Origin of the sequence: Pseudomonas phoenicis (assembly GCF_047302395.1) — a bacterium.
Classification (GTDB): domain Bacteria; phylum Pseudomonadota; class Gammaproteobacteria; order Pseudomonadales; family Pseudomonadaceae; genus Aquipseudomonas.
This window is the reverse complement of record NZ_CP154852.1, coordinates 1067038-1084826: the sequence shown is the minus strand read 5'-3', so window position 1 is coordinate 1084826 and position 17789 is coordinate 1067038. Positions and strand designations below refer to the sequence as shown.

Genomic DNA, 17789 nt, shown 5'->3' with positions numbered 1-17789 from the left:
GTTCAAGGCACCTTGGGTACGTCCGGTAGTGGCTGGCCTTTGGGCCAGAGCATCCAGATCTGCCCTTGCTGTTTCATGTTGCCGGCCAGCTCGCCCGCTTCCGGTCCGGTGCCCCAGAACAGATCGGCGCGCACTTCGCCGGTGATCGCACCGCCGGTGTCCTGCGCGCCCACCGGGCGCACGACCGGGCTACCGTCAGGGCGGGTGGTGGACAGCCACAGCAGGCTGCCCAGCGGAATCACCTTGCGGTCGATCGCCACGCTGTAGCCGGCGGTCAGCGGCACGTTGAGCGAGCCGCGCGGGCCTTCGTTGCTGTCCGGGCGGGCGCTGAAGAACACGTAGCTGGGATTGCTCGCCAGCAGCTCCGGCACCCGCTGCGGATGCGCCTGGGCCCACGCGTGGATGGCGCCCATGCTGACCTGGTCCTGGGTCAGCTCACCCTGCTCGATCAGCCAACGGCCGATGGGTCGATAGGGATGGCCGTTCTGGTCGGCATAACCCAGGCGCAATTGCCGGCCGTCTTCCAGCTGCACCCGGCCCGAGCCTTGGATTTGCAGGAACTGCAAGTCCATGGGGTCGGTCAGCCAGGCCAGCACGGGTGCCTTCACGCCTTCGCGGCCGATCGCCTCGGCGGTGTCGTAGGGCTTGAGCACGCGGCCTTCGAGGCGGCCGCGCAGGCGTTTGCCCTTGAGTTCGGGATACACCTCGGCCAGGTCGACCACGATCATGTCTTCAGGGATGCCGTAGACCGGTACCGAGGCTTCGGCGGTCTGTGTCAGGCTGCCGCGATAGACCGGTTCGTAGTAGCCGGTGATCAGGCCGTTGGCCTGGTCCTGCGCCGAGCGCAGGCCGTAGACCTGCAGGCGCTCCTGGAGAAAACCGCGCACTGGCTGCGGATCGGTCGGTACGGCCTGCGCGGCATCGCAGGTCGCCGCCCAGACCGGGTTGCGTGCGAGCTTTTCACAGCCTTGGCGCCAGGCGACGAAGCCGGCCACGAGGTCCGCGTCGCTGACGGCGGGCAAGTCTTTCCAGGTCGCGGGGGTATAGGTGGCGATGGCGTGGGGCGCGGGTCTCTTGTCCTCGTCGCTGCCATTGCAGCCTGCCAGCAGTGCCAGGGCCGCGAGGGTGCCGGCAAGACGGCGTAGGGAATGGGTCATGGGATGATGTCCTTGCGGGCGGGCGAGCGCTTGGCCCTGATGTTTGTAAGGGGATTGGTCTTTGTCGCGCGGGCGCGGATACTGGCGAGCCTTTTCACCTGCCCGAGGGCCGAGGATGTACAAGCGTTTCACTGCCGTGCTGTGCGTTGCCGTCGTGCTGTGCGGCTGCGAGCGAGTCGACCCGGATTCGCCCTCGAACCTGCGCAAAGCGATTTTCAAGGACATGCTGCGCACCAGCGAGCGATTGGGCGGTATGTTGCGCGGCAGAGTGGCATTCGATGGGCAGGCGTTCGGCGAAGGCGCTACGCGTCTCGATACATTGGCTCGCCAACCCTGGCAGCACTTCCCGCCGCCTGCCGAGGGGGAGCGGAGCAACGCACAGCCCGCCGTATGGCAACGCCAGGCGCGTTTCGCAGACCTGGCCAGGCAACTGGAGGCGGCGACGGCTGCATTGCATGGGCAAAGTCAGCATCGGCCCTTGCGTGCGGGCGAACTGCAAGCCCCGATGGACGCGGTCGAGCAGGCATGCACGGCTTGCCATCGGGAGTTTCGCAATCACTGAAACGCTACCGGGCGCCCGAGCGCGAAACTCAGCGCTCGAGCTGGTCGATGGCGTCTTGCAATTCCTTCTTCGAATCGGCGAGCTTTTCCTTGCGCTTGTTGATCTTGTCCGCGTCGCCCTTCTTCATGGCTTTGTCCAGGTCTTTGGTGCGTTGGGCCACTTCGTGGCGCGCATCGAGCACCTTCTGCTCGCGCTCTTTGCGCAGGCTGGCATCGGTGCAATGCTCGCTGTGTTCCTGCAGTGCCTTTTCCAGCCCGGCGACCTGGCTGGAATTGCCTTTGTCGCGTGCGATCTTCAACTGGTTTTCGATGGCGCTGCGCTTGGCGGCGCAACCGGTGAGACCGGCATCGGGCTGTGCGGCCTGGGCGCCGGCGGCGGCCACAAGCAGGGTGGTGAACAGGGCGAGGGACGACAGGTGTTTCATGAAAAGCCTCCTGAACGGGGCGCGGTGACAAAAAGATGGGGGAAATCCTGCCTTGGTTTCGTGCTTTAAGAAAGCACTGATAACGCTTTGTAGTCATTTATCAGAATTGGCTTACGCGTTATGTGCCCTTTCACTATTGCGTCTTCGGCATGGAAGGTGAGGGGAAGCCAGGCAGGCTCGATTGACCCAGCTGCTCGGCGATCGCCCGTACCTCGTCGTGGGTGAAAAAGGCGTGCAATTGCTGGGCTTTTCGGGCGCCGACACCCGGTGTCCGCTGCCACTGGGCGACATCGCGCGCAGCGAGGCCGGCCCAGTCCGGCGCCCAGACCAGCCCCTTGCCAGGCGGTGCTCCCAGGGCTCGGACCCAAGTGGAAAAGCTGCGCGTGCGGGCGAGTCCGAAGCTGCGCAGCAACTGTTCGGCGCGCGCTTCGCCGATGCCGGGTACCTGGCGCAAGCGGTCGGCGTCCAGGGTCAGCCAGTCGCCTAGGTGGGTCACTGCCCCGTCCTGTACCAGCCGTCGCCAAGTGCCTGCACCCACACCCGGCAAAGCCAGCCCTTGCTTGCCGCCGAGCCATGCCAGGCGAGCGACGAACTGCTCGTGGCAACCTTCGCTCGCACGCCAGCAGCTGAGCGCGTGGTACGCGGCAGGGTCGGGCACCGGCAGCGCCTGGCGTACGCTGGCGCGGTGCACGACGCTTTCGAAGCGCGGGATGGTCAGCCCGGCCAGGCTGATCTGCACCTGATCGCCCGGGCGCACGTCGAGCATGTTCCAGCGCGCCAGCGAACCGAGGCTGACCTGCGTGATGCGCTTGTCGTCGAGTTGCACCGGCTGCAGGTGCAGCAGCGGCGTGATGCGGCCACTGCGGCCGATCTTGAACTGCACGCCGCGCACCTCGGCCAGCACCTGGCGGAAGGGGTACTTCCAGGCGGCGATCCAGTGCGGCGCCTGACGCTGCCAGCGTGTGGCCGGCGGGCGCCGATCCTGGCGCAGCACTACGCCGTCGCTGGCGAAGGGCAGCGGCGTGCGATACCAGTGCCGACGCCACTGCGCGACCTGCTCGAAGCTGTCCACCGCCTGGCTGAAGCGCTGCGTGTCGGCCAGGCCCAGTTCGGCCAGGCGCGCGTAGCGGGCCTGCTGAGTGTCCGGCCCTTCCGGCCAATCCCACACGAACAGCGCGATGCGCCGACCCTGCAAGGGTTCCAAACGTTTACGCGCCAGCAGCCCGGCGACCGTACCACGGACATTCAGGCTGCCCCGTTCGGCTTGCACATGGTCGTCCAGGCGCAGGTACAACTCGCCGTGCAGGATCAGGTCGATGGGTTCGCGCAGGCGCTGGGTGACCTGACCGAGCTCAGGCAGGTGATGGCTCCAGTCGTGGCCGGACGTGCCGTTGCCACGGCTGATCAACTGCCGCAATCGGCCTGCGCGGTACACCAGCGTCACCGCCACGCCATCCACTTTGGGCTGCACCCATAGCGAGGCTTTGCCGCTCAGCCAGCGCCGTACCTGCGGCGCGTCGGCCAGTTTGACCAAGCCGGTATGCGGGATGGGGTGCGCCACCGGGCCGCCCGCCGTGGCCAATGGGTCGGCCGTGTCGGGTAGGGCGAAGCACTGCCGTAGCCGATGCAGCCGGTGTCGGCTCTGGTCGTACACCTCGTCGTCGACCAGCGCGATGCCCAGACGATGGTAGTGGTCGTCCCAGCGGGCCAGGGTCTGGGCCAGATCGGCGACTTCTCGGGAGGCCTGGGCGGTGGGCCAGGTGGGACAGTCCTGCGCGCGCACCGGCAGGCTACAGGCGCAGAGCAGCAGCGCGATCAGCATTCTCGACAGCATGGCCAGCGTCCTTGCGGCAATGGAGACGCGGAGCAGCCTAGCCGGGTGCAGACGCCGGTGTGGGAGGGGGATTGTCAGCGCTTGTGTCACGAAAAAGCCCCTGCCGATCGCTCGGCAGGGGCTTTCTGCTCAGCCTGTAGGAAATTACAGGCCAGCCGCCGTGCGCAGTTGCTCGGCGCGGTCGGTGCGTTCCCAGGTGAAGGTGGTGAAGGTGTCGTCACCCACGGTCTTCTGCTGCGGCGTACGGCCGAAGTGGCCGTAGGCGGCGGTCTCCTGGTACATCGGGTGGAGCAGGTCGAGCATGGTGGTGATGGCGTAGGGGCGCAGGTCGAAGCACTCGCGCACCAGTTGCACGATGCGTGCGTCCGAGACCTTGCCGGTGCCGAAGGTGTTGATCGAGATCGACGTCGGCTGAGCCACACCGATGGCGTAGGACACCTGGATCTCGCAGCGCTCGGCCAGGCCTGCGGCGACGATGTTCTTGGCCACGTAGCGACCGGCGTAGGCGGCGGAACGGTCGACCTTGGACGGGTCCTTGCCGGAGAACGCGCCGCCGCCGTGGCGAGCCATGCCGCCGTAGGAGTCGACGATGATCTTGCGGCCGGTCAGGCCGCAGTCGCCCACCGGGCCACCGATGATGAAGTTGCCGGTGGGGTTGATGTGGAACTGGGTGTCCTTGTGCAGCAGCTCGGCCGGCAGGGTGTGCTTGACGATCAGCTCCATGACGCCGTCGCGCAGATCGTTGTAGGACACGTCCGGGTTGTGCTGGGTAGACAGCACCACTGCGTCGATGCCGACCACTTTGCCGCCTTCGTAACGGCAAGTGACCTGGGATTTGGCGTCCGGACGCAGCCAAGGCAGCAGGCCCGACTTGCGCGCTTCGGCCTGGCGCTCGACCAGGCGGTGCGAGAAGCAGATCGGCGCTGGCATCAGCACGTCGGTCTCGTTGCTGGCGTAGCCGAACATCAGGCCCTGGTCGCCCGCGCCCTGGTCTTCCGGTTTGGAGCGGTCGACGCCTTGGGCGATGTCCACCGACTGCTTGCCGATGATGTTCATCACCGCGCACGTGGCACCGTCGAAGCCGACGTCGGAACTGTCGTAGCCGATGTCGATGATGACCTTGCGCACCAGGTCTTCCAGGTCGACCCAGGCCGAGGTGCTGACTTCACCGGCGATGATCGCCACACCGGTCTTGACCAGGGTTTCGCAGGCCACGCGGGCGTATTTGTCCTGGGTGATGATGGCATCGAGGATCGCGTCGGAAATCTGGTCGGCGATCTTGTCCGGGTGCCCTTCGGACACGGACTCGGATGTGAAAAGGGAGTATTCGCTCATCTCGAAGGGTTCCTAACGGTATCGATGAAGGGGTGGGCAGCAGCCCGCTGGAAATGGCGCACCTGGATCTGGAAGCCATTGCGCAGGCCGACATAGAGACTTTCGCCAGGGGTGAGCCCGGCGGCGCTGGCCCACTGGGCCAGATCCTGTTGTTCGAAGCCGAGCCACAGGTCGCCACAGGCATCCTTGGCCCAGCGCTGGTCGTGGCTGCACAGCTCGGTGATCAGCAGGCTGCCGCCCGGGTTCACGCGCAGGGCCAACTGGCGCAAGGCCTGGGCAGGGTCGCTGAAGTGATGCAGGACCATGTTCAGCACCACGCAATCGACCTGGCCCTGGGGGGTGTCGAGGGCGTCGGCCAGTTGCAGGGTGACGTTGTCGAGCCGTTCGCGCAGGCACACCTGGCGCGCCAGTTCGAGCATGGTCGGGCTGTTGTCCAGGGCTGTGACCTGGGCGAAACGCCGTGCCAGGTCGGGCAGGAAGCCGCCGTCGCCGGGGCCGACTTCCAGAGCGGTGGCCTGCGCGCCGAAGCTGAGCTGGTCGAGCAGCGCCAGGAGGCTTTCGCGGTATTGCGGCAGGCCGGCGATGAGGTCTTGCTGGGCGCGAAACTTTTCTTCCACGCGCAGGAAGAAATCTTGGCTGGTCGCCGCGCGGCGTCGTTGCACCTGCACGATGCGCGCTTGCACCTCAGCGGCCAAGGGCAACTGATCGACCTCTTCGAGCAGCGCGGCGTGCACGCGCCCGCCCAGACGCAAGGCGTCGGGCAAGGCGCGGCGGTAGAAGATGGCGTTGCCTTCGCGGCGCGTGGCCACCAGCCCGGCCTGGGCCAGCACCTTGAGATGGTGGCTCATGCCCGATTGGCCGATGTCGAAGATCTGCGCCAGTTCCAGCACGCCGAAGGAATCGCTGGCCAATGCCCGCAGCACGTTCAGGCGCAGCGCGTCGCCACTGGCCTTGCACAGGGCGGCCAGGTCATCGCTGCGATACGTGGGGAAGGATTGCGCGGGTAGGTTCATGGAGCGGGAGTCTAGTCAGGGCGGACGAGGCTCGCAACTGCAATATCAAAAAGTTTTGATATTGCAGCTGGCGAACGCTTCGAACAGCCCACGACAGGTGCCCCACAGTGCTCCACCGGTACGCGGCAGGGCGGGTGCGACCGCAAAACGAGGGAAATTTTCCCCTCCTGACCATCCGTCATTGCCGTGAGCACTGCCTGTGGGCGAAAATGCCCGACTCTTTTCCGTGTTACCTCTTTCGAAGCCCTTAGGAGACCATCGATGACCAGCCGTCGTTATCGTGCCAATGCCATCCGCGCCCTCAGCATGGATGCCGTGCAAAAGGCCAACAGCGGCCACCCCGGTGCCCCCATGGGGATGGCGGATATCGCCGAAGTGCTGTGGCGTGACTACCTCAAGCACAACCCGAGCAACCCCAAGTTCGCCGACCGCGACCGCTTCGTGCTGTCCAACGGCCATGGCTCGATGCTCATCTACTCCCTGCTGCACCTGACCGGTTACGACCTGTCCATCGACGACCTCAAGAACTTCCGTCAGCTGCACAGCCGCACCCCGGGCCACCCCGAGTTCGGCTACACCCCAGGTGTGGAAACCACCACCGGTCCTCTGGGCCAGGGCTTCGCCAACGCCGTGGGCTTCGCGCTGGCCGAGAAGATCATGGCCGCGCAGTTCAACCAGGACGGCCACGCCATCGTCGACCACAACACCTACGTGTTCATGGGCGATGGCTGCATGATGGAAGGCATCTCCCACGAAGTCGCTTCGCTCGCCGGCACGCTGGGCCTGAACAAGCTGATCGCCTTCTACGACGACAACGGCATCTCCATCGACGGTGAAGTGCACGGCTGGTTCACCGACGATACCCCGGCGCGCTTCGAAGCCTACGGCTGGCAGGTGATCCGCAAGGTCGACGGCCACGACGCCGACGAAATCAAGATGGCGATCGAAACGGCGCGCAAGAGCGACAAGCCGACCCTGATCTGCTGCAAGACCATCATCGGCTTTGGTTCGCCAGGCAAGGCAGGCAAGGAGTCGTCCCACGGCGCGCCGCTGGGCGACGACGAGATCATCCTGTCGCGCAAGGGCCTGAACTGGGACTACGGCGACTTCGAGGTCCCGCAGTACATCTACGACGAATGGAGCGCCAAGGAAGCCGGTGCCCAGGCCGAAGCCGAGTGGAACCAGCGCTTCGACGCCTACGCCCAGGCCTTCCCGGAACTGGCGGCCGAATTCAAACGCCGCACCAGCGGTGAGCTGCCGGCCGATTTCGCTGCCAAGGCCCAGGCCTATGTGGAAGAAGTCGCCGCCAAGGGCGAGACCATCGCCAGCCGCAAGGCGAGCCAGAACACCCTCAACGCCTTCGGCCCGCTGCTGCCGGAACTGCTGGGCGGCTCGGCCGACCTCGCCGGCTCCAACCTGACCCTGTGGAAGGGCTGCAAGGGCGTGGAAGCTGGCGATGCCAGCGGCAACTACGTGTACTACGGCGTGCGCGAGTTCGGCATGACCGCGATCATGAACGGCCTGGCCCTGCACGGCGGCCTGGTGCCGTACGGCGCGACCTTCCTGATGTTCATGGAATACGCACGCAACGCGGTGCGCATGTCGGCGCTAATGAAACAGCGTGCCATCCACGTCTACACCCACGACTCCATCGGTCTGGGCGAAGACGGCCCGACCCACCAGCCGATCGAGCAACTGGCCAGCCTGCGCACCACCCCCAACCTGAACACCTGGCGCCCGGCCGATGCCGTGGAATCGGCAGTGTGCTGGAAGGAAGCCCTGCTGCGTAACGATGGCCCATCGGCGCTGATCTTCTCGCGGCAGAACCTGCAGCATCAGGAACGCAGCCCCGAGCAGATCGCGCAGATCAGCCGCGGTGGCTACGTGCTGCGCGATTGCAAAGGCGAGCCTGAGCTGATCCTCATCGCCACCGGCTCGGAAGTGGGTCTGGCGACGGACGCCGCTGCCAAGCTGACCGAGCAAGGCCGCAAGGTACGGGTGGTGTCGATGCCGAGCACTAACGTGTTCGACGCCCAGGACGCCGCCTACCGTCAATCGGTGCTGCCGGTGGAAGTCAGCGCGCGAATCGCCATCGAAGCGGCGCATGCGGACTTCTGGTACAAGTACGTCGGCCTCGAAGGGCGCATCATCGGCATGACCACCTACGGTGAGTCGGCGCCGGCGGGCGAACTGTTCAAGGAGTTCGGCTTTACCGTGGACAATGTGGTGGAGACGGCTCAGGAGCTGTTGGAGGACTGAGGCTAGGGTAAGCGATCGGGTCGCCTCGGCCACCAGCCTAGGCGGTCTTCTGGAAGACCGCTGGGGCTGACATAGGGCCGCTCTACGGCCCATCGCGACTGAAGCCGCTCCTACAGGATTTCGCTCATCCTGTAGGAGCGGCTTCAGCCGCGATGGGCGGCGTAGCCGGCCCAAGCCAGGCGACGCGGAGCACCTGCGAGACGGCATTGGCGACAGTCTCCAGGCCATGCCAGACGACCCCAACCACGTTCCACGCTTCCGATACCGCTCCACCCACTCTCTGCCCCACGAGCCCCGAATGCCCCACACGCGTCCCTACAAAGTTGCACTCAACGGTTACGGCCGTATCGGCCGCTGCGTCCTGCGTGCCCTGGTCGAGCGCGGTGCGCGGGCGGGCTTCGAGATCGTGGCGCTCAATGATCTGGCCGATCAGGCCAGCATCGAATACCTCACGCGCTTCGATTCCACCCACGGGCGATTTCCCGGTGAGGTCAGGGTCGAGGGCGATTGTCTGCACATCAATGGCGACTGCGTGAAAGTCCTGCGCAGCGCCACCCCCGAAGGCGTCGATTGGGCCGCATTGGACATCGACCTGGTGCTGGAATGTTCGGGCGTCTACACCTCGCGCGCCGATGCCCAGCGCTTTCTCGACGCCGGCGCGCCACGGGTGCTGTTCTCCCAGCCCATGGCCAGCGAGGCCGACGTCGACGCCACGGTGGTCTACGGCATCAACCAGCAGTGCCTGACCGGCGCCGAACGGTTGGTGTCCAACGCTTCGTGCACCACCAACTGCGGCGTGCCGCTGCTGCGCGTGCTCGACCGGGCGTTCGGCATCGAGTACGTGCAGATCACCAACATCCACTCGGCGATGAACGACCAGCCGGTGATCGACGCCTACCACCACGAAGACCTGCGCCGTACCCGTTCGGCCTTCCAGTCGGTCATTCCGGTGTCCACGGGTCTGGCCCGTGGCATCGAACGCCTGCTTCCGGAACTTGCCGGGCGAATCCAGGCCAAAGCGGTACGCGTGCCCACGGTCAACGTGTCGTGCCTGGACATCACCCTGCATACCGCACGCGACACCAGTGCCGCCGAGGTCAACCAGGTGTTGCGCGAGGCCGCACTGAGCGGCCCGTTGCAGGGATTGCTGGCCTACACCGAGTTGCCGCACGCCAGTTGCGATTTCAACCATGACCCGCATTCGGCCATCGTCGATGCCAGCCAGACCCGCGTCTCAGGCACCCGCCTGGTGAACCTGCTGGCTTGGTTCGACAACGAATGGGGGTTCGCCAACCGTATGCTCGACGTTGCAGAGCACTATCTGCGCGTCGTCCACCCATCTGCACCCCACAGCCCTGAAGGACCGCATTGATGACCGTGTTGAAGATGACCGACCTCGACCTGCAAGGTAAGCGCGTACTGATCCGCGAAGACCTCAACGTCCCGGTGAAGGATGGCGTGGTGGCCAGCGACGCGCGCATCCAGGCCGCGCTGCCGACCATCAAGCTGGCGCTGGAAAAAGGCGCGGCGCTGATGGTCTGCTCGCACCTGGGGCGCCCGAGCGAGGGCGAGTTCTCGGCCGAGAACAGCCTGCAGCCGGTGGCCGACTACCTGAGCAAGGCGCTGGGCCGCGACGTGCCGCTGGTCAAAGACTACCTCGACGGTGTCGAGGTCGCGCCCGGCGAGCTGGTCCTGTTCGAGAACGTGCGCTTCAACAAGGGCGAGAAGAAGAACGCCGACGAGCTGGCGCAGCGCTATGCCGCGCTGTGCGACGTATTCGTCATGGACGCCTTCGGCACCGCCCACCGCGCCGAAGGCTCGACCCATGGCGTCGCCAAGTTCGCCAGGGTCGCGGCAGCAGGCCCGTTGCTGGCCGCCGAGCTGGAGGCGTTGGGCAAGGCCCTCAAGGCGCCGGCCCAGCCGATGGCCGCCATCGTCGCCGGTTCCAAGGTGTCGACCAAGCTCGACGTGCTCAATAGCCTGAGCGGCGTGTGCGAGCTGCTGATCGTCGGTGGCGGCATCGCCAATACCTTCCTCGCCGCCGCCGGTCATCCGGTGGGCAAGTCGCTGTACGAGCCCGACCTGATCGACACCGCCAAGGCCATCGCAGCCAAAGTGAACGTGCCGCTGCCGGTCGATGTGGTGGTGGCCAAGGAATTCGCCGAAAGCGCCGAAGCCACGGTCAAGGCCATCGCCGACGTCAGCGCCGACGACATGATCCTGGACATCGGCCCGAAAACCGCTGCCCAGTTCGCCGAGTTGCTCAAGTCGTCCAAGACCATCCTGTGGAACGGCCCGGTCGGTGTGTTCGAATTCGACCAGTTCGGCAACGGCACCCAGGTGTTGGCCAAGGCCATCGCCGCCAGCGACGCCTTCTCCATCGCCGGCGGCGGCGACACCTTGGCGGCGATCGACAAGTACGACGTCAGCGGCGATATCTCCTACATTTCCACCGGTGGCGGCGCCTTCCTCGAGTTCGTCGAGGGCAAGGTGTTGCCGGCGGTGGCCATTCTGGAAGCGCGGGCCGAGGCCTGATAGCGCCGGCGCCTGGCAAAGGGAGCGACCTGATGGTCAAGCAATTGCCTGTGATGCTCATGGCCGTTCTGCTCGGTGCCTGCGCCGGCAGCCCGGCACCCGAGGCCGACTCGGCACCGACGCCCCAAGGCGGCTGCTATCAGTCGCAATGGCAGGCCGAGACGGTTCCGGTGATCAGCAAGCGTCTGGGGCAGGAAGGGCTGGAAAAATACGACGACGAGCACCAACGCCAGGCGCCGGGATGCCCATGAGGCACCCAGGCGGCACAAGGCGAATGGGCCGGGAGAAAACGATGAAGGCGCTGATGGCCGTGTTGGCCTTGTCGGCACTGGGCGGTTGCTCGATGCTCGAGTCGCCGCCGCCTGCGGTGGCGGACGATTGGACGCGCTGGGTGTGCGACAGCCAGACCGAAGTGCTCTGGCGCTATACCGACGCCTCGCGCGAGGCCGTCGACGTGCGTCTGGGCAGCCGCGGCTACCACCTGCTGGCCGAGCCGAGCGGCTCTGGCGCGTTGTACAGCGACGGTGTGCTGGCTTTCCATACCCAGGGCGAAGAAGGCCTGGTGTACTGGGTGGCGACCGACGATCTGATAGGGCGGGGCTGCAAGGCACCGTGAATGGCCGGGCTGGCTCATTGCGCGCGGCCCATACAACATGAACAGCAACCGCCCTAGGCTCTAGCGGCAGGCTTGCACGACACAACGACGTTTGGAGAGAAATACAAAATGGCACTAATCAGCATGCGCCAGATGTTGGACCACGCCGCCGAATTCGGTTACGGCGTCCCAGCGTTCAACGTCAACAACCTCGAGCAGATGCGCGCGATCATGGAAGCGGCCGACAAGACCGATTCTCCGGTCATCGTCCAGGCCTCGGCCGGCGCCCGCAAATACGCCGGTGCACCCTTCCTGCGCCACCTGATCCTGGCCGCCATCGAAGAATTCCCGCACATCCCGGTGTGCATGCACCAGGACCACGGCACCAGCCCCGACGTGTGCCAGCGTTCGATCCAACTGGGCTTCAGCTCGGTGATGATGGACGGCTCGCTCAAGGAAGACGGCAAGACCCCATCGGACTACGACTACAACGTGCGCGTCACCCAGCAGACCGTCGCCTTCGCCCACGCCTGCGGCGTGTCGGTGGAAGGCGAACTGGGCTGCCTGGGCAGCCTGGAAACCGGCCAGGCCGGTGAAGAAGACGGCATCGGCGCCGAAGGTACCCTGGACCACAGCCAGATGCTGACCGACCCGGAAGAGGCCGCCGACTTCGTCAGCAAGACCCAGGTCGACGCCCTGGCCATCGCCATCGGCACCAGCCACGGCGCCTACAAGTTCACCAAGCCGCCGACCGGCGACATTCTGGCCATCGACCGCATCAAGGAAATCCACAAGCGCATCCCCAACACCCACCTGGTGATGCACGGTTCGTCCTCGGTGCCGCAAGAGTGGCTGAAGATCATCAACCAGTACGGCGGCGACATCAAAGAGACCTACGGCGTGCCGGTCGAAGAAATCGTCGAAGGCATCAAGTACGGCGTGCGCAAGGTCAACATCGACACCGACCTGCGTCTGGCCTCCACCGGTGCCATCCGCCGCCACATGGCCGAGCACCCGAGCGAGTTCGACCCACGCAAATTCTTCGCCGAAACCGTCAAGGCCATGCGCGACGTGTGCATCGCCCGTTACGAAGCCTTCGGCACTGCCGGCCAGGCCTCGAAGATCAAGCCGATCACCTTGGAAGGCATGTTCCAGCGTTACGCCAAAGGTGAGCTGGCCGCGAAGGTCAACTGATCCTTATCTCTTGCGTGGCGCATACGAACACACAAGGCTGCCCAAGCTAGTGTTCCTCTGAGCAAGTGCAATTTGGGAGGCCGGTCCCAGAAAATGAGTATCGGCCTTCCACAACGCTCCAGGCAGTGACCTGGCGGTGAAGCTGAAACATCCTAGGTGCCGGTACAGAAGTTAATAATTTCTATGCGGTTTGAGCCCACCGTATACATGATGCTGGCCTTCATGGACCTGATAAAAATGTCAGTATTCGCGACAGGGCGGACATTAGATACTGACGGCTCAATCAGATTACCGGATTTTATTATCAAGGGACATCAAAACGATAAATCGGCGGATTCCAATAATCAAGCAACGGACTTGGACGCGGAAACACCGAACAGCGCGCTTTTGGATATCAGGTTTGAAACAATTCTTCCACCCTTAGCAAACACGCAGGGCGATGATCAAGAAATATTCTCCTGGTGTCCAGGCGGAAGCGCCTCAGGCGGCATTTGCTCGCCGTCCAACAACACACGTTATAAATGGATGGAGCAGTACGGGGCTTGTAAGAATTTGCCGGTCGGCGAAAGTATCCTATTATGCTCGCACAATTCGGGCTATGACAAACGTGCGCCCAGGGCGCCGTCGAATGAGACCTGTCAAGACAGGGACATCAAAGAACAACTTGCGTGGGGTGTGAGAGTGTTGGACCTCAGGGTCCAGTTCTTTTCTAACAATCAGGGTGCCAGCAGATTTGGAATTTTCCATTCCACGGTCAATGGGCGTTATATCGAAAGCGATGTGCTGGATAAGCTATTGGATTTTCGTAGAAGCTTCAGTGCCTACAAGGAAATCGTGATCCTCGACTTTCACCAATTCAAGAATTTTACCGACGCTGCCCATCAGGAGCTGGCGGCGCTTATCAAAAGAAAGCTGGGCGCCCAGCTTGTTCCTTACTCCTGCAAAGACGCGGCCATCGTACAGTTGTGGGAGTTGAACATGAATACGGTGGTTGCTTATAATCACGACGGTGGTCTGCAGGGTACTTTCTGGCCAGGCGTAAATCAGCGCTGGGTAGGAAGCGATACGCCCGGTAAGGATAAATTAGGCGATTTCATTAAAGAGGTGGGTAAGGAAGACAAGGCATTTGGAGCGCTTCGATCCGTGCAGGCGGCCTATTATTCGCTGCCTATGTTTGTGCCTAAGGATCTGTCGGAAGACGTCATGAGATGGTTCGCTACGACCGACGACGGTGGACCGATCTCAAGTCATTACATTATCGCCATCGATTGGGCACTGCGTCAGCGTCTAGCCGATAATGTCATTCATGCCAATGTGGTTCGCTCCAAAAAGCGGAATGCTTTTGTCACGCGGGAAAGTCCCAACAGCCACGGGCCATATGTGGGGGCTGGGAGCTACAATATCTACCATATGTCCGACGGTAATTGGGCACCGTTATTAACTTTCAATGATAATACGTCAGATTATACTTCCATCGTACTGGTCTCGAGCAGCGCCACGTACCGCAGCCTGATCATTTGGGACTCGGCGTATGTACATCTGATTTCTCGCAATACCGCCCTGCTCTTTCGCGTTGAGAGTGGAAAAGGGCCCTTCCTGATCGCTGAGTTTCAGCTCTAGGCTTTGTAAGAAAAGTCGCCGAGCGGCGATCAGGCAAGGCCGATGGCGGCCCCGCAAAAACCGGCGGGGGCGCCTAGCCGAGGAAGCGGAGTTTGCTGGTTGCAAATGAGCATTCCGACGGGGCCGGCCTTCCGGCCTATTTTCAACGCAGCATGATCGTCGCGCAGGCACTTTTCGTACGATGCCAATAGTCTGCTGTGCATTGGAGTAGAGAGTGGGTGTGGCGTCACCGACGATGCTGAAGCTCATTGTTTTCTCTCACTGAGCGCCATGTCAGAACGTTGCGGAAAAAGGTTGGACATGTGGGAAACGTTGGGTGCGTCGAGCCAGTGCCCCAGGCCAGGCGTCCCCATCGCAACGCCCATTGACTCAGGGACGTTGCGCGTCTTTGCCAGGTTTTGCTTTGCCCGGCCTTTTTTCAAAAATAATCTGACGAACTACCTTTGAAACCTACTTCAGACCGTTGATCGCTTCCTTCTCTGGGTGGCAGCTTAATACTATCGGGCGCATTGCGTCCTGCCGGCCACTGGCTAGAGTAGTAATCCAGAGCCCGGCCTCTTGTAATGGGGCATAACAAGAGAAGCAGCATGGATGTCGCTCAAGCACAGTTGTCTGACGGCAAGCCCGTCCTGTTGGTCGTGGACGACTACCCGGAAAACCTCGTCAGCATGCAGGCCTTGCTGGCGCGCGAGAACTGGCACGTCCTGACGGCCGATTCCGGCTTGCAGGCCTTGGAAACCTTGCTCGCCGAAGAGGTCGACCTGGTCATTCTGGATGTGCAGATGCCCGACATGGATGGCTTCGAGGTGGCGCGCCTGATGCGCGGCAGCCAGCGCACACGGCAGACCCCGATCATCTTCCTCACGGCCAACGAACAGTCCGATGCCGCTGTGCTCAAGGGCTACCAGAGCGGGGCGCTCGACTACCTGTTCAAACCTTTCGACCCGCAGGTGCTCAAGCCCAAGGTCAAGGCCTTGCTCGAGCAGCAGTGCGGCCGTCGCCTGCTGCAGCAACTGAGCCGGGAGCTGGAGGAAGCCAGGGCCTTCAATGCTTCGATTTTGCGCCACGCCGCCGAGGGCATTCTGGTGGTGGAACACAGCGGCGCCATCAGTTTCGCCAATCCGGCCATCGCCGCCTTGTTGGAGCAGCCCGTGGACAGGCTGCAAGGCACGCACCTGCTCGATCTGCTGCAACTGCCCTGCAACTGCGCCTGGTACGATTGCGACCTGTACGGCGCCTACGCCAACCGGCAGATATTGCGCGTTCCGGAAGCTTACCTGCGTACCGCCTCCGGTCAGTCGTTGCCGGTGGCGCTGTCCTGTGCGCCATTGCCGGTCGAGCAGGACGCCATGGTGGTGACCGTGCTGGACATGTCGCTGGTGCGGCACCTGCACCGGCAGTTGGAGCACCAGGCGGTGACCGATCCGCTGACCGGGCTGCTCAACCGCCGCGGTTTCTACCAATGCGTCGAGACCGCCTTGCTGCACCTGGAGCGCCCGGACACCACGCAGGCACTGCTGTACATGGACCTGGACGGTTTCAAAAGCATCAACGACGCAGTGGGCCATGAAGGCGGTGACAAGGTGTTGCACTGGGTGGCGCAGCAATTGCGCGACTGCCTGGGCAGCTCCGCATTGCTGGCACGCATGGGCGGCGACGAGTTCACCGCGCTGCTCGACGGCCTGCCTTACCCGGAAAAGGCGGCACGTTTCGCCGAGTTGTTGATCGAGCGGGTGTCGAGCTTTCAACAGATCGAGGGCGTGGAGGTCAAGCTGGGCATCAGTATCGGCATCGCCACCTACCCCGACTGCGCGGCCCAGGTCGAGGGGTTGGTCCAGGCCGCCGATCAGGCGATGTATGCCGCCAAGCGCGCCGGCCGCCTGCAGTACCGCTTCTACGACAGCGAACTCAACGGCCGTGCGCGCTCGCGCATGCTGCTCGAAGACAGCGTGCGCACCGCCATCGACCAGCAGGACTTCACCTTGGTGTATCAGCCTCAGGTGGCTTTCGCCGACGGTCGCCTGCGCGGTTTCGAAGCGCTGTTGCGCTGGCAGCACCCAAGCGTCGGCGATGTGCCGCCGGGGCTGTTCATCCCCCTGCTCGAAGAGGTACGGCTGATCAACCGCCTGTCGAGCTGGATCTACCGCAAGGGCGCGGCGCAGCGCCGCGAGTGGCAGGGTCGTTTCGACCCCTCGCTGGTGCTGGGCATCAGCCTGAGCCGCACGCAGTTCTTCATGCCGGGGCTGGCCGACGAGCTGCAAAGGGTGGTGGTCGACCATGGCTTGTCGGCCTCGCAGTTGGAAGTGGAAGTGGCCGAGAAGTCGCTGATGTACAACATCGAAGAGGCCGCCAGGCAGGTGCAGCGCTTGCGCGAGCGCGGCGTACGGGTGGCCTTGGACGATTTCGGTGCGGGCGATTGTTCGCTACGCATGCTGCGCGAACTGCCGATCGATACCCTCAAGCTCGACCGCCAGGTAGTGGCGCGCTTGCCCGAGTCGGCGGTCGATGGCATCTGGGTGCGCGGCGTCATTGAGCTGTGCGGGCAGCTGGGCATCACCGTGATCGCCGAAGGTGTCGAGACCCTGGAACAGGCCCGTTGGCTGCGCGACAACGGCTGTGCCTACGTGCAAGGCTTTCTGGTGGCGCACCCTCTGACGGTGGGCGACGCCAGCGGTTTTGCGCAGTTCGCACCCTGCCCATGGCAATGATTGGCTAGAATCGCCCATTCCTTTCGCCGAACCGCCGCCATGACCGTATTGCGCTATCTGCAAGCCTATCCGCCGCACCTGCAAGAACAAGTGCGTCAGTTGATCGCCAGCGACCGCCTGGGCGCCTATCTCGAGCAGCGCTACGCCGAGCGCCATACGGTGAACAGCGACAAGGCGCTGTACGCCTACGCGCAAGACCTCAAGCAGCGCTACCTGCGCAATGCGCCGGCACCGGACAAGGTGCTGTTCGACAACCGCCTGGACCTCACCCACCGCGCCCTGGGGCTCAACACCGCGGTGTCGCGGGTGCAGGGCGGCAAGCTCAAGGCCAAGAAGGAAATCCGTATCGCCTCGCTGTTCAAGGAGGCGGCGCCGCAATTTCTGCGCATGATCGTGGTCCACGAGCTGGCGCACCTGAAAGAGCGCGACCACAGCAAGGCCTTCTACCAGCTCTGCGAGCACATGGAGCCGGCCTACCATCAACTGGAATTCGACCTGCGCGTGTACCTGACCTATCGGGAACTGCCGGGGCCTCTGTAAAGGATCGAGCCGC

Annotated in this window: 15 protein-coding genes; 10 read left to right on the top strand and 5 right to left on the bottom strand. The window is 63.7% G+C overall.

From position 1 onward, the window contains the following. Positions 1–2: 2 nt before the first annotated feature. Positions 3–1157, bottom strand: a complete 1155-nt coding sequence (locus AA0Z93_RS04980; protein ID WP_413046127.1) for a murein transglycosylase A — start codon at positions 1155–1157, stop codon at positions 3–5. 115 nt (positions 1158–1272) lie between these two features. Between AA0Z93_RS04980 and AA0Z93_RS04975 the strand changes: the two genes are divergently transcribed. After that, a complete protein-coding gene (locus AA0Z93_RS04975; RefSeq protein WP_413046128.1) occupies positions 1273–1719 on the top strand; it encodes a c-type cytochrome in 447 nt (148 codons plus the stop codon). Between the two features lie 28 nt (positions 1720–1747). Here AA0Z93_RS04975 and AA0Z93_RS04970 read toward each other — a convergent pair whose 3' ends face one another. From AA0Z93_RS04970 to AA0Z93_RS04955, 4 genes are all read right to left on the bottom strand, one after another. Next, entirely contained in the window at positions 1748–2143 is a 396-nt protein-coding gene (locus AA0Z93_RS04970; protein ID WP_413046129.1) for a DUF1090 domain-containing protein, read from the bottom strand. A gap of 133 nt (positions 2144–2276) precedes the next feature. After that, on the bottom strand, positions 2277–3977 hold the full coding sequence (gene ligB, locus AA0Z93_RS04965; protein WP_413046130.1) for an NAD-dependent DNA ligase LigB: 1701 nt from the start codon (positions 3975–3977) through the stop codon (positions 2277–2279). A 144-nt stretch (positions 3978–4121) separates the two neighbouring features. Next, the gene (gene metK, locus AA0Z93_RS04960; RefSeq protein ID WP_296266157.1) at positions 4122–5312 is read right to left on the bottom strand and encodes a methionine adenosyltransferase; all 1191 of its coding nucleotides are present in this window, start codon (positions 5310–5312) and stop codon (positions 4122–4124) included. Next, positions 5309–6325 carry an ArsR/SmtB family transcription factor gene (locus tag AA0Z93_RS04955; protein ID WP_413046131.1) on the bottom strand — a complete coding sequence of 339 codons (1017 nt, stop codon included), beginning with the start codon at positions 6323–6325 and terminating at the stop codon, positions 5309–5311. The genes metK and AA0Z93_RS04955 overlap by 4 nt, the downstream gene beginning before the upstream one ends. 261 nt (positions 6326–6586) lie before the next feature. Between AA0Z93_RS04955 and tkt the strand changes: the two genes are divergently transcribed. The 9 genes from tkt to AA0Z93_RS04910 all read left to right on the top strand — a co-directional run bounded on the left by tkt (position 6587) and on the right by AA0Z93_RS04910 (position 17776). Continuing rightward, complete coding sequence (gene tkt, locus AA0Z93_RS04950; protein ID WP_413046132.1) at positions 6587–8584, top strand: transketolase; 1998 nt, start codon at positions 6587–6589, stop codon at positions 8582–8584. A gap of 298 nt (positions 8585–8882) precedes the next feature. Next, a complete protein-coding gene (epd, locus tag AA0Z93_RS04945; RefSeq protein WP_413046133.1) occupies positions 8883–9956 on the top strand; it encodes an erythrose-4-phosphate dehydrogenase in 1074 nt (357 codons plus the stop codon). Next, on the top strand, positions 9956–11119 hold the full coding sequence (locus tag AA0Z93_RS04940) for a phosphoglycerate kinase (RefSeq protein WP_413046134.1): 1164 nt from the start codon (positions 9956–9958) through the stop codon (positions 11117–11119). The genes epd and AA0Z93_RS04940 overlap by 1 nt, the downstream gene beginning before the upstream one ends. Then, a complete protein-coding gene (locus tag AA0Z93_RS04935; RefSeq protein WP_413048347.1) occupies positions 11119–11370 on the top strand; it encodes a hypothetical protein in 252 nt (83 codons plus the stop codon). Before AA0Z93_RS04940 ends, AA0Z93_RS04935 begins: the two co-directional genes overlap by 1 nt. Before the next feature lie 41 nt (positions 11371–11411). Further along, a complete protein-coding gene (locus AA0Z93_RS04930; RefSeq protein WP_413046135.1) occupies positions 11412–11735 on the top strand; it encodes an MliC family protein in 324 nt (107 codons plus the stop codon). 108 nt (positions 11736–11843) lie between these two features. Further along, positions 11844–12908, top strand: coding sequence for a class II fructose-bisphosphate aldolase (gene fba, locus AA0Z93_RS04925; protein ID WP_296266146.1), 1065 nt, complete (start codon positions 11844–11846; stop codon positions 12906–12908). A gap of 207 nt (positions 12909–13115) precedes the next feature. Continuing rightward, positions 13116–14528 (top strand): hypothetical protein, encoded by a 1413-nt coding sequence (locus tag AA0Z93_RS04920; RefSeq protein WP_413046136.1) that lies wholly within the window; start codon positions 13116–13118, stop codon positions 14526–14528. A 587-nt stretch (positions 14529–15115) separates the two neighbouring features. After that, positions 15116–17236, top strand: coding sequence for an EAL domain-containing protein (locus tag AA0Z93_RS04915; protein WP_413046137.1), 2121 nt, complete (start codon positions 15116–15118; stop codon positions 17234–17236). 39 nt (positions 17237–17275) lie between these two features. Then, a complete protein-coding gene (locus AA0Z93_RS04910; protein ID WP_413046138.1) occupies positions 17276–17776 on the top strand; it encodes a M48 family metallopeptidase in 501 nt (166 codons plus the stop codon). Positions 17777–17789: the final 13 nt, after the last annotated feature.